At 71.0% G+C, this 11,668-nt stretch carries 9 protein-coding genes and 1 pseudogene; 2 read left to right on the top strand and 8 right to left on the bottom strand.

The genetic code is table 11. From position 1 onward, the window contains the following. Window positions 1-51: 51 nt before the first annotated feature. The 6 genes and pseudogenes from Z164_RS0102920 to Z164_RS0102895 form a co-directional block, all read right to left on the bottom strand. Window positions 52-1,056 carry an AAA family ATPase gene (locus Z164_RS0102920; RefSeq protein ID WP_024889248.1) on the bottom strand — a complete coding sequence of 335 codons (1,005 nt, stop codon included), beginning with the start codon at window positions 1,054-1,056 and terminating at the stop codon, window positions 52-54. Between the two features lie 178 nt (window positions 1,057-1,234). Further along, the gene (locus Z164_RS0102915; RefSeq protein ID WP_024889247.1) at window positions 1,235-3,154 is read right to left on the bottom strand and encodes a type IV pilus secretin PilQ; all 1,920 of its coding nucleotides are present in this window, start codon (window positions 3,152-3,154) and stop codon (window positions 1,235-1,237) included. 13 nt (window positions 3,155-3,167) lie between these two features. Beyond that, window positions 3,168-3,701, bottom strand: coding sequence for a pilus assembly protein PilP (locus Z164_RS0102910; RefSeq protein WP_152540843.1), 534 nt, complete (start codon window positions 3,699-3,701; stop codon window positions 3,168-3,170). Window positions 3,702-3,708: 7 nt separating this feature from the next. Beyond that, the gene (locus Z164_RS0102905; protein ID WP_043689152.1) at window positions 3,709-4,344 is read right to left on the bottom strand and encodes a type IV pilus inner membrane component PilO; all 636 of its coding nucleotides are present in this window, start codon (window positions 4,342-4,344) and stop codon (window positions 3,709-3,711) included. 17 nt (window positions 4,345-4,361) lie between these two features. Next, a pseudogene (locus Z164_RS0102900) lies at window positions 4,362-4,976 on the bottom strand (PilN domain-containing protein); the annotation flags it as partial. Beyond that, entirely contained in the window at window positions 4,976-6,034 is a 1,059-nt protein-coding gene (locus Z164_RS0102895; protein ID WP_024889243.1) for a pilus assembly protein PilM, read from the bottom strand. The gene Z164_RS0102895 and the pseudogene Z164_RS0102900, both read right to left, overlap by 1 nt. 254 nt (window positions 6,035-6,288) lie before the next feature. Here Z164_RS0102895 and Z164_RS0102890 point away from each other — a divergent pair, with 254 nt between their 5' ends. Together Z164_RS0102890 and Z164_RS0102885 are read left to right on the top strand one after the other, a co-directional pair. Further along, window positions 6,289-8,790: a penicillin-binding protein 1A gene (locus Z164_RS0102890; protein ID WP_024889242.1), complete on the top strand. Its 2,502-nt coding sequence runs from the start codon at window positions 6,289-6,291 to the stop codon at window positions 8,788-8,790. A 128-nt stretch (window positions 8,791-8,918) separates the two neighbouring features. Further along, a complete protein-coding gene (locus Z164_RS0102885) occupies window positions 8,919-9,578 on the top strand; it encodes a hypothetical protein (protein ID WP_024889241.1) in 660 nt (219 codons plus the stop codon). Here Z164_RS0102885 and Z164_RS0102880 read toward each other — a convergent pair. Both Z164_RS0102880 and Z164_RS0102875 read right to left on the bottom strand, forming a co-directional pair. Continuing rightward, window positions 9,548-10,159 (bottom strand): hypothetical protein, encoded by a 612-nt coding sequence (locus Z164_RS0102880; RefSeq protein WP_024889240.1) that lies wholly within the window; start codon window positions 10,157-10,159, stop codon window positions 9,548-9,550. The two genes, Z164_RS0102885 and Z164_RS0102880, sit on opposite strands and share 31 nt — an antisense overlap. After that, window positions 10,159-11,448 carry a citrate synthase gene (locus Z164_RS0102875; RefSeq protein ID WP_024889239.1) on the bottom strand — a complete coding sequence of 430 codons (1,290 nt, stop codon included), beginning with the start codon at window positions 11,446-11,448 and terminating at the stop codon, window positions 10,159-10,161. The genes Z164_RS0102880 and Z164_RS0102875 overlap by 1 nt, the downstream gene beginning before the upstream one ends. Window positions 11,449-11,668: the final 220 nt, after the last annotated feature.

Below are 11,668 nucleotides of genomic sequence, written 5' to 3'. Positions count from 1 at the left end.
GCTCGACGGGATTGCGCGCGCGCCCGCGCGAGCCGTGGTGGAAATCGCCCCTTATGGCAGCGGCACCCGCTCGATCAGCGCCGCGACCAGGCGATCGCCGTCCCAGCCTTCCGCGGTCGCCTCGTAGCTGGGCAGCACGCGGTGGCGGAGCACGTCCGGCGCCACCGCGCGCACGTCCTCCGGGGTCACGTAGTCGCGCCCGGCCAGCCACGCGCGCGCCCGCGCGCAGCGCTCCAGCGCGATCGAGCCGCGCGGGCTGGCGCCCCAGGCGATCCGGCGCGCCAGCTCGGCGTCGTAGCGCTGCGCATCGCGCGAGGCCAGCACCAGTTCCACCAGATAGCGCTCGAGCTGCGGCGCGAGGTGCAGGTCCAGCACCGCCGCGCGGGCGTCGAACACGTCGCCGGCCGGGATCCGCTGCGGCGGCGCCTGCGCCTGCCGCAACGTCTGCCGCGCCCGCTCGCGCGCCAGGCGCAGGATCTCGGTCTCGGCGGAGGCGTCGGGATAGCCGATGCGCACGTACATCAGGAAGCGGTCGAGCTGCGCCTCGGGCAGCGGGAACGTCCCCTCCTGCTCGATCGGGTTCTGCGTGGCCATCACCAGGAACAGCGCCGGCAGCGCGTAGGTCTCGCGGCCCACGGTCACCTGCCGCTCGCCCATCGCCTCCAGCAGCGCCGACTGCACCTTGGCCGGCGCGCGGTTGATCTCGTCGGCCAGCAGCAGCGAATGGAACACGGGGCCGGGCTGGAACTCGAAGCGCCCGTCCTGCGCGCGCCAAACCTCGGTCCCGGTCAGATCGGCCGGCAGCAGGTCGGGGGTGAACTGCACCCGCGCGAAGCTCGCTTCCAGCCGCGCCGCCAGCGCGCGGATCGCGCTGGTCTTGGCCAGCCCGGGCGCGCCCTCGACCAGCAGGTGACCGTCGGCCAGCAGCGCGATCAGCAGGCGCTCGATCAGCGCGGACTGGCCGACGATCTCGGCCGAGAGGTCGTCGCGCAGCACGCGGAAGGCATCGTGCAGGCGCGGGACATCGGGAACAGGGGGCTGGGCCTGGGAATCCATGGATCGCCGCTCGGCGGCGCGGAGTGCGCCGGGGCCCAGTTTGACCGAAACGGCGCGACAAGGTTCTCCGCCCCCGCGACGATCGCGACGGCGTTCAGATCGCGCACCGGCGCCGGAAGCGCCTCGAAAACGGAAACGGGGCCCCGCGGCCCCGTTTCCGCACGCGGGCGGCGGCGCCTCAGCTGCGCTGCGCGACCCGCATCACCTTCGGCGTCACGAAGATCAGCAGCTCGGCTTTCTCGCGCGAGCGGTTGCGGTTCTTGAACAGGTTGCCGATGATCGGCAGATCCGCCAGGAACGGCACCTTGGATACATCGCTGCGGTCGCGGAACTCGTACACGCCGCCGATGGAAACGGTCTGGCCGTCGTCGATCAGGACCGCGGTGGTGATGCTGCGCTTGTTGAGGTTGGGCACCTCGCCGAAGCCTTCCATATCGGTAAAGCCGCTGATCTCGTCCTTCTTGATCTCCATCGCCAGGAACACGCGGCCGTCGGCGGTGATCGTCGGGGTGACCTTGAGTTCCAGCAGCACGTCCTTGAACTGCACGGTCGGCACGTTGTTGCTCTGTCCGCCCGTAACGGTGAGGTAGCCGACTTCCTGACCCTGGCTGATCACCGCCTCGCGCTGGTTGCTGGTCACGATGCGCGGATTGGAGATCACTTCGCCGCGGCCCTCCTGCTGAAGCGCGGAGATTTCCAGGTCCCAGTTGACGTAGTTGCCGAGGATGGTCAAAGCCAGCGAACCGGCAGCGCCTTCGATATTGGAGACCGGACGGTTGAAGTTGAGGGGGTTCGTGAATACCGGCGGACCGTCGCGGTCGGGATTGTTGAGCGACCGGAGAAAAGACTGGTTGCTGTCGATGCTGCCGGACGTAATGACGCGGTCCTTGGCGCCATACACCCCGAACCGCGCCCCCAGGTCGCGCGCGAACGACTCGTTCGCGATCACGATGCGGGCCTCGATCACCACCTGGTCGACCGGCTTGTCGAGCGCGGCGACCAGCCGCTTGATCTCCTCCACGCGCGCGGGGATGTCGATCGCGAGCAGGGTGTTGGTACGGCGGTCGAAGCTCAGGCTGCCGCGCGAGGACAGGAAGCCGCGGTTGCCGCCGGAACTCGCGCCGGCGCCGCCGCTGCCGGCCTTGCTCTCCTCGGTCAGCAGCTTGGCGATGTCCTCGGCGTTGCCGTAGCTGATCGGGATGTACTCGGTGACCATCTCCGCGCGGTCCTCGATCGCCAGCCGCGCGTCCTCGCGCGCCTGCTCGAACGCGGCGATCTCCGACTGCGGCGCCACCCACACCACGTTGCCGTTGCGGCGCTTGTCCAGCTGCTTGGCCTGCAGCACGATGTCCAGCGCCTGGTCCCACGGCACCTCCATCAGGCGCAGGGTCACGTTGCCCTGCACCGAGTCGGAGGCGACGATGTTGATGCCCGACTCCTCCGCGATCATCTGCAGCACGGTGCGGACCGGGATGTCCTGGAAGTTGAAGGTGACGCGGTGGCCGCTGTAGGTGCGCGGCCCCTCCTCGATCACGCTGGTCGTCGCCGACTGCCCGGCCGCGGGCAAGCCCACGGCGCCGACCGCGCGCTGCGGCGCGGCCGCGCGCGGCACCAGCTCGACGACGTACTCGCGCCCGGACTGGTAGGCCATCGGCTCGAACTCGCCCTGGGCGCTCAGCACGATGCGGGTGCCGGTGCCGCTCTGCACGGCGTCGATACGCTGCACGGGGGTGGCGAAGTCGGTCACGTTGAGCGGGCGCTGCAGCGAGGGCGGCAGGCTGCTGTTGCCGACGTCGATGACCACGCTGTTGCCCTGCGTGCGCATGTCGGGCACCGCGCCCTCGCCGTCGAAGGTGAGGATCAGCTTGCCGGAGCCGCCGTCGCCGCGCTTGAAATCGACCTTGGACACGCCAACCGCGCCGGGCAGGCGATGCGCGGGATCGACCGCCGCAGGCGTCGCCGACTGCGCGGCCAGCGGCGCCAGGGACGGCGCCGGCTGCGCGGCGTTGACCCCGGCCGCGGCCGCCAGCAGCCCCGGCAGCAGTCCGATCAGGACGCCGCGCGCCAGAGGCCGGCCCTGCGCTTTGCTAACGATCATCTCGAATCCCCTTTCAATTGTCATTGAGCGCAATCGACGCCGGCCGTTCCAACCAGCCGCCCGCGCCGTCCGACACCAGTTCCACCAGTTCCACGCGGTCCTCGGCCACGGCGGTCACGCGCCCATCGTTCTGGCCGAGATAGTCGCCCGGCCGCACCCGGTGGGTGACCTTGTCGGGCGCCATCACCAATGCGACCAGGCCGCCGCCGCGTCCGATCGTGCCGACCATGTCCAGACTGTCCAGCGGGAATTCCTCCAGCGGCTGCTTGCGGCGGTTGGAATCCGGCCGCGGGCCGCTGCCGCCGGCATCGGCGGTGAAGGCGTCGCTGAAGGGATCGCGCAGCCCCTGCGCGGCGTACTCGAAGGTCTCGAACTGCTGCATGACCGGCAGCGGCTCCAGCGGCGGCGCCGGACGCGCCTGCACCTCGGCCACCCATTCCTCGAGATTGGGCGCGCCGCCCGGGGTGCTGGTCACGCCGCGGCCGCAGCCGGCCAGCGCCAGGGCGAGGCCGGCGAGCGCGCAGGTGCGCCCCACGATGCTTCGCATCCGCATGTCAGCGCCCTCCCCCGGCGTTCGCCTGTTCCTGCTCGGCGGTCTCTTCCTCGTCGAGGTAGCGGTAGGTCTTCACCGTGCCGGCGAGCTCCAGCGCGCCGCCGGGGCCGATCGAGGCGCCGTCGCGCGGGCGCAGCGAGATGTCGTGCATGGTCATGATCACCACCCGCGGCAGCGAGGCCACGCCGCTGACGAAGGCGCCGAACTGGTGGTAGCTGCCGCGCATCCGCAGCGCGATCGGCTTCTCGGCGTAGAACTCCTGCGGCGTTTCCGGGCCCGGCTGGAACAGATCGGTCTGGATGCCGGTGGCCAGCGCGGTCTGCGAGATGTCCACGATCAGGTCGGGCATCTCGGTGCGGCTGGGCAGCTGGCGCAGCATCTGCTGCAGTTGCTGTTCCATCTGCGCGAGCTGCTGCTTGAGCGGCTCCAGGTTGGCCGCGCGGCCCTGCTTCTCCTCGAACTGCGCGCGCTTCTCGGCCTCCTGCCGCTCCAGCCCCTCCAGTTCGCTGCGCTTGTCGCGGATCACCACCCACCACAGCAGGCCGAAGATCAGCAGGCCCACCAGCACGCAGAACCCGATCTTGTACTCGCGCGGCCAGGACCCGGTGTTGTTGAAGTCCAGCTCGCGGAGCGACATCTTGCGCTTCTGGCTCACGGCGCGGCTCCTCCGGTCGGGGTCGCTTCCGCCGCCTCGTCCGCCGCGCCCTCGGGGGCGCTGGGATTGGCCAGGGTGACGGTCAGCCGGAACGCGTAGGGCAGGCCCGGCATCGCCGCGCCCTCGGCCGCGCGGGCTTCGATGATCGACAGGTCCGGGCGGGTCATCCAGCCGGAGCCTTCCAGGTTGCGCATGTAGGTGCTGACCCGGGCGTTGGACTGCGAACGGCCTTCCAGGGTCAGGCGCTCGCCCTCCTGCTTGAGCGAGGTCAGCATCACCCCGTCGGGGATCGTGCGCACCAGCGAGTCGAACAGGTGCACCATCTGCGAGCGGCTGGCCTGCAGCTTCTCGATCACGTCCTTGCGCGCCAGCAGCCGCGCGCGCTGGCGGTCCAGCTCGTCGATCTCCTTGATCCGCTCGTCGACCTGGGCGATCTGCTGGTCGAGGAAGGCGTTGCGCGCGCGCTGCCCCTCGATCTGGGCGTTGTAATAGGTGTTGACCGCCAGCCACAGGGCGAGGCCGGCGACCGCCGCCAGGGCCAGCATCGCCCCGAATTCCTTCTGGCGCTGCTTGCGGCGCTCGGCGCGCCAGGGCAGCAGGTTGATGCGGGCCATCAGTCGAAGCTCCTCAGCGCGAGGCCGCAGGCGATCATCAGCGCGGGCGCGTCCTGGGCCAGCGCGTGCGCCTGCACCCGCGGCCCCAGGGTCATCTGCGCCAGCGGGTTGGCGACCACGGTCTGCACGCCCAGTTGCTCCTCGACCATCTCCGGCACGCCGGCGATCGCCGCGCAGCCGCCGGCCAGCACCACCTCGTCGACGCGGTTGAACTCGCTGCCGGCGTAGAAGAACTGCAGCAGGCGGCTGATCTGCTGCACCAGCGCCTCCTTGAACGGTTCCAGCACCTCGATCTCGTAGCTCTCCGGCAGGCCGCCCTGGCGCTTGGCCAGGCCCGCCTCCTCGTAGCTCAGGCCGTAGCGGCGCATCACCTCGTCGGTGAGCTGCTTGCCGCCGAACACCTGCTCGCGGGTGTACAGGCTGCGACCGCCGCGCAGGATGTTCAGGGTGGTCATGGTGGCGCCGATGTCGACCAGCGCGACGATGCCGTCGCGCGGCGCCGCCAGCGCGCCGGCCAGCAGCGCGTAGGCGTTCTCGATCGCGAAGGCCTCCACGTCCATCACCTTCGCCGTCAGCCCGCCGAGCTCCAGCGCCGAGGCGCGCATCTCGACGTTCTCCGAGCGCGAGGCCGCCAGCAGCACGTTGACCATCTCCGGGTTGCCGGGCACCGGGCCCAGCACCTCGAAGTCGAGGTTCACTTCCTCGATCGGGTACGGGATGTAGTTGACCGCCTCCAGCTCCACGGCCGACTCCAGCTCGTCCTCGTCGAGCTCGCCCGGCATCGGGATGACCTTGGTGATGACCGCCGAGCCGGCCACCGCGGCGGCGGCGTGCTTGGCCTTGGTGCCCGAGCGCGACACCGCGCGGCGGATCGCCTCGCCCACCGCCTCCACCTCGACGATGTTCTTCTCCACCACCGCGTTGGGGGGCAGCGGCTCGACCGCGTAGTGCTCGACGCGATAGCGCTCGCCCGAGCGCGACAGCTGCAGGAGCTTGACCGCCGTCGAACTGATATCCACGCCTACCAGCGGCGGCTGCTTTTTTGAGATGAGCCCCACAGAAATTCCCCTTGCGTCACGTGCGCTTGGCTGCGCTACGTGCCCCGGCGCATTAAATAACGGACTTCGTGCGCCTTGGCAACAAGCAGGCGGCCGGACCGTGCCCCAGTGCGCGCTTCCCGGGCCCCGGCCCTTCGCGGCCGCGCGGCGCCGCCGGCGGAAGCTGAATGCGCCGGCATCGGTCCCCGGGACGGCCAGCCTCTATACTCCGCGGCCAGACTCCCAGGCCACGCCCCCCGCAGGAAACGCCCTCGATGTCCCGATTCCGCCGCCTGTTGCGCTGGTCCGCGCTCGTCTTCCTCGGAATGGCCGCGCTGGGCATCCTCGCCGCGGCGACGCTGTACTTCGTCGTCTCCGCGCGCCTGCCCGACGTGCAGTCGCTGCGCGACGTCGAGCTGCAGGAACCGCTCTACGTCTACGCCCGCGACGGCAAGCTGATGGCGCTGTTCGGCGAGACCCGGCGCTACCCGGTCCGGATCGAGGACGTGCCGGAGCGGGTCAAGCAGGCCTTCATCGCGATCGAGGACAACCGCTTCTACCAGCACCATGGCGTGGACTACAAGGGCGTGGCGCGCGCGATCTGGCTGCTGGCCACCACCGACGACCGCCGCGTGCCCGGCGGCTCCACCATCACCCAGCAGGTGGCGCGGCAGTTCTTCCTCAGCTCCGAGTACAGCTACACCCGCAAGCTGGCGGAGATGCTGCTGGCGATGAAGATGGAGCGCGAGCTCAGCAAGGACGAGATCTTCGAGCTGTACCTGAACAAGAGTTTCTTCGGCAACCGCGCCTACGGCATCGCCGCCGCGGCCGAGTTCTACTACGGCAAGGCCCTGGACGCGCTGAGCCTGGACGAGATCGCCACCCTGGCCTCGATCCCCAAGTTCCCGTCCAGCGGCAACCCGGTCACCAACCCGGAGCGCGCGCGGATCCGCCGCGACTACGTGCTGCAGCGCATGCGCGAGCTGGGTTTCATCTCCCAGGCCGACGAGCGCCTGGCGCAGGCCGCGCAGATGCACGCCGAGCCGCACGAGCGCCCGGTGGAGGTGTACGCGCCCTACGTGGCCGAGATGGTGCGGCAGGAGATGATCGCCCGCTACGGCGGCGACGTGCTGACCCGCGGCTACCACGTGACCACCACCATCGACCCGGTGGCGCAGACCGCCGCCGACCGCGCCCTGCGCGAGGGCCTGCTGGCCTACGACCGCCGCCACGGCGTGGCCAAGCCGGAACAGCACTTCGAGCTGGCCGACGACGAGGACGCCGCCACCGCGGCCGCGCGCCTGCGCGGCATTCCGGCCCAGGGCGGCCTGCTGCCGGCGGTGGTGATGCGCAGCGGCGGCGGCACCCTGGACGCGGTCCTCGCCGACGGTACCGAACTGACCCTCGACGCGGCGGCCAGCCGCTGGACCAACCGCGCGCCGTCGGCGCTGGCCGTGCGCGGCGACGTGATCCGCGTGCGCCGGATCGAGACCGCCGCCAAGCCCGCGGCCGAAGGCGAGGACGCCCCGCCGCCGGCGATCAGCTACCAGTTCGCGCAGCTGCCGCGCGCGCAGTCGGCCCTGGTGTCGCTGGAATACGACACCGGCGCGCTGCGCGCCCTGGTCGGCGGCTTCAGCTTCGCCGGGCAGAAGTTCAACCGCGCCACACAGGCGCGCCGCCAGCCCGGCTCCAGCTTCAAGCCCTTCATTTACGCCGCCGCCTTCGAGAAGGGGTTCAACCCGGCCTCGATCGTGGCCGACGCGCCGGTGGTCTTCCGCATGCGCCGCGGCCAGGAATGGCGCCCGCAGAACGACGATGGCCGCTTCGCCGGCCCGATGCGCCTGCGCGAAGCGCTGGTGCGCTCGCGCAACCTGGTCTCGGTGCGCCTGCTCGACAGCATCGGCGTGGACTACGCGCGCCGCTACATCAGCCATTTCGGCTTCGAGGAATCCGAGCTGCCGCCGAACCTGTCGATCGCCCTGGGCACGCCCTCGCTGACCCCGATGGAGATCGCGCGCGGCTATGCGGTGTTCGCCAACGGCGGCTCGCGGATCACCCCGTGGTTCATCGACGAGGTCAAGGACCGCGACGGCCGGCAGGTGTTCAAGGCGGAGCCGGCGGTGGCCTGCCGCGGCTGCGGCTCCGACGGCCGCGCCGCCACCCCGGCGGAGACCTACGTCGTCGACGGCTTCAATCTCGGCCCGGCGCAACCGCCGGCGCCGCCGCGCCCCGCGCCGGCGGAGACGCCGCCCGAAGCGATCCAGGTCGCCCGCGACCCGGATGCGCCGGTCGCCCCGCGCGCCATCGACGAGCGCGTGGCCTACCAGCTGGTGTCGATGATGCGCGACGTGGTCGCGCGCGGCACCGGCGCCGCCGCCAGGGTGCTCGAGCGCGAGGACATCGGCGGCAAGACGGGCTCCACCAACGACCATCGCGACGCCTGGTTCTCCGGCTTCGGCGGCAACCTGGTCACCACCGTGTGGGTGGGCCGCGACGACAACCGCTCCCTCGGCTACCGCGAGTACGGCGGCCGCGCCGCGCTGCCGATCTGGATCGACTACATGCGCGCCGCGCTCGACGGCCAGCCGATCGCACCGAACGATCCGCCGGCCGGCATGGTGCAGGTGGCGGTGAGCGCCAGCGGCCGCCTGCTGCCGGGCGGTACCGGCGGCATCCTGGAGTACGTCAAGGCCGAGGACCTCGATCGCATGGCCGCGGAGGCCGACGACGGCTACGACGAGGCCATGCCCGGCGAGGAAGCCTTCGACATCTTCTGAAGCTTCCGGGGCGACGCCCGCGCGCGACGCCTGAACGCACCGGGACCGCGCAGGCGATGCCGCCCTGCCGCGGCATCGCCCGGCACGCGGGTGCGGTACATTCGGCCGAACCCAGCGGGGGACTCCTCATGCATCGCGCCCGCCAGCACGCCGAAACGCGCACCCGCGAACGCCGCCATCGCCTGGCCCACGAGGCCGCGCGGCTGATGGCCGAGGGCGGCATCCGCGACTACTACCAGGCCAAGCTCAAGGCCGCCCACCGGCTCGGCATCCGCGACGACGCCTCGCTGCCGCGCAACCGAGAGATCGAGGCGGCGCTGCGCGAGTACCAGCGGCTGTTCCTGGGCGAGGACCAGGCCGGCGCGCTGCGTCTGCGCCGCGAGGCCGCCGCGCGCGCGCTCGACTTCTTCGCCGCCTTCGAGCCGCGCCTGGTCGGACCGGTGCTGGACGGTACCGCCGACGCCAACTCGCCGGTGCAACTGCAGCTGTTCGCCGACGATCCGGACGCGGTGACCCGCTTCCTCGACGAGCGCGGCATCCCCGCCGAGCTGCGCAGCCGCCGGCTGCGCATGGACCGCGATCGCGTCGAGGACGTCCCGGTGTGGGTGTTCCTCGCCGACGGGGTCGGCTTCGACCTCGCGGTGCTGCCGCGCGTGGCGCTGCGGCAGGCGCCGCTGTCGGGCATCGACGAGCGGCCGATGCGGCGCGCCTCGGCGGCGCAGCTGCGGCAGCTGCTGGCCGAGGACGAGATCGCCGGCTACGAGGCGCGCGGCGCGAGCGGGCGCTGAGGCGCGGCGGCGCGCACCGAACCCGCCCAGCCGAACACGTTGAGCTCGATGACCACGAACGCCGCCAGCCACAGGCTGGCGTCCCAGGCGTCGAGGCGGGCCTCGCGCTGGCCGCCGATCGCCAGCGCCCACCACGCCAGCACGAAGGCCGCGAGCGCGGCGTAGAGCGCCCAGGCCGCCAGGCGACGGGCCCGGTGGGTGCGCCGCCAGTGCGCGGGCATGCGCAGTTCCAGCTCCAACGCGAGCACCACGCCCAGCCAGGTGGCGGCGTTGGCGAAGTCCAGGCGCTCGCCGGCCAGCGCGTAGTCCACGCAGGCCCAGACCACCGCCAGGCCGGCCAGGCCGCGCAGCAGGCGCACCGCCGCGCGCGACCACCGCGGCAACCGCCAGTCGCCGGTCTCCCACTCGAACAGCAGGAGCAGCAGCACCCAGGCGGCGGTGTCGATGGCCTCGGTGGGCGTGCCCTGCAGCGCGTACAGCGCCACGTTGCCCGCCAGCAGCGCGTAGATCGCCCACTTGAAAAGCGCGAAGCCGCGGACGGGCCGCGGCTTCGGGGCGACGGCGATGGCCGCCGGCGCCATCAACGCTTGTCGATGGCCACGTAGTCGCGGGTATCGGCGCCGGTGTAGATCTGCCGCGGACGGCCGATCTTGGCCTCCGGATCGACCTGCTGCTCCAGCCAGTGCGCGACCCAGCCGGCGGTGCGGCCGATGGCGAACATGACGGTGAACATCTCGGTCGGGATCTTCAGCGCCTTGTAGATGATGCCGCTGTAGAAATCGACGTTCGGGTACAGCTTGCGCTGCACGAAGTACTCGTCCTTCAGCGCCGCCTCCTCGAGCTTCATCGCCACTTCCAGCAGCGGATCGTCGATCTGCAGCTCGCCCAGCACCTTGTGGGTCATCTCGCGGATGATCTTGGCGCGCGGGTCGAAGTTCTTGTAGACGCGATGGCCGAAGCCCATCAGGCGGAAGCCGGAGTTCTTGTCCTTGGCCTTGGCGATGGCGCTGTCGACGTTGTCCGGGGTGCCGATCTCCTCGAGCATCTTCAGCACCGCCTCGTTGGCACCGCCGTGCGCCGGCCCCCACAGCGCGGCGATGCCGGCCGCGACGCAGGCGTAGGGGTTGGCGCCGGTGGAGCCCACCAGCCGCACGGTGGAGGTGGAGGCGTTCTGCTCGTGGTCGGCGTGCAGGATGAACAGCAGGTCCAGGGCCTTGGCCACGACCGGGTTCAGCTCCAGCGGCTCGCTGGGCACCTCGAACATCATGTGCAGGAAGCGATCGACGTACTCGAGGTTGTTGCGCGGGTAGCGGATCGGCCAGCCGATCGAATAGCGGTAGGCGGCCGCGGCGATCGTCGGCATCTTCGCCAGCAGGCGGATCGCCGCCATGCGGCGCTGCTCGGGATCGGCCAGGTCGAGGGTGTCGTGGTAGAAGGCCGACAGCGAGGCCACCGAGCCGCACAGCATCGCCATCGGGTGGGCGTCGTGGCGGAAGCCGTTGAGGAAGCTCTTCAGCGCCTCGTGCATCATCGTGTGGTGCGTCACCTCGTGGGTGAAGCGCTCGAACTCCTGCTTGGTCGGCAGCTCGCCGGAGATCAGCAGGTGCGCGACCTCGAGGAAGCTGGACTGCTCGGCGAGCTGCTCGATCGGGTAGCCGCGATACAGCAGCACGCCGTTGTCGCCGTCGATGTAGGTGATCGCGGACTTGCACGACGCCGTGGCGGTGAAGCCGGAATCGTAGGTGAAGCAACCGGTCTCCTTCGGCAGCTTGGCGATATCGATGCAGGGATTGCCGAGGGTTCCGGTCAGCACCGGCAACGTCACCGACTTGTCGCCGGCGCTCAGCGTGACCTGGTCAAGTGTTGACACAGCACACTCCTTACTGAGGGTCGTGGCGGCCCCGGGGGACGCGACGACGGCATGGGTCATGCGGGAGAGAACCGCGGCGCGGCCGCGGGAACCACCATTATCGCATACCGGCGCGTAGGGACTGCTCCGCCATTGGTCGCATGCGCGGACGGGCCGGGCGCGCAAACGCCAGCGGCCGCCACGAGGGCAGCCGCTGGATGCGATCGGTCCGTCGGTCCGC

The organism is Luteimonas huabeiensis HB2, from assembly GCF_000559025.1.
Lineage (GTDB): Bacteria > Pseudomonadota > Gammaproteobacteria > Xanthomonadales > Xanthomonadaceae > Luteimonas > Luteimonas huabeiensis.
This window is presented reverse-complemented; position numbering and strand designations above follow the sequence as displayed.

What these genes read in the sequence shown, in the direction of transcription:
- Z164_RS0102915 (WP_024889247.1), bottom strand. Translation starts at nt 3,154, where the DNA reads ATGATCGTTAGCAAAGCGCAGGGCCGGCCTCTGGCGCGCGGCGTCCTG.
- Z164_RS0102890 (WP_024889242.1), top strand. Translation starts at nt 6,289, where the DNA reads ATGTCCCGATTCCGCCGCCTGTTGCGCTGGTCCGCGCTCGTCTTCCTC.
- Z164_RS0102910 (WP_152540843.1), bottom strand. Translation starts at nt 3,701, where the DNA reads ATGCGAAGCATCGTGGGGCGCACCTGCGCGCTCGCCGGCCTCGCCCTG.
- Z164_RS0102880 (WP_024889240.1), bottom strand. Translation starts at nt 10,159, where the DNA reads ATGGCGCCGGCGGCCATCGCCGTCGCCCCGAAGCCGCGGCCCGTCCGC.
- Z164_RS0102905 (WP_043689152.1), bottom strand. Translation starts at nt 4,344, where the DNA reads ATGTCGCTCCGCGAGCTGGACTTCAACAACACCGGGTCCTGGCCGCGC.
- Z164_RS0102885 (WP_024889241.1), top strand. Translation starts at nt 8,919, where the DNA reads ATGCATCGCGCCCGCCAGCACGCCGAAACGCGCACCCGCGAACGCCGC.
- Z164_RS0102920 (WP_024889248.1), bottom strand. Translation starts at nt 1,056, where the DNA reads ATGGATTCCCAGGCCCAGCCCCCTGTTCCCGATGTCCCGCGCCTGCAC.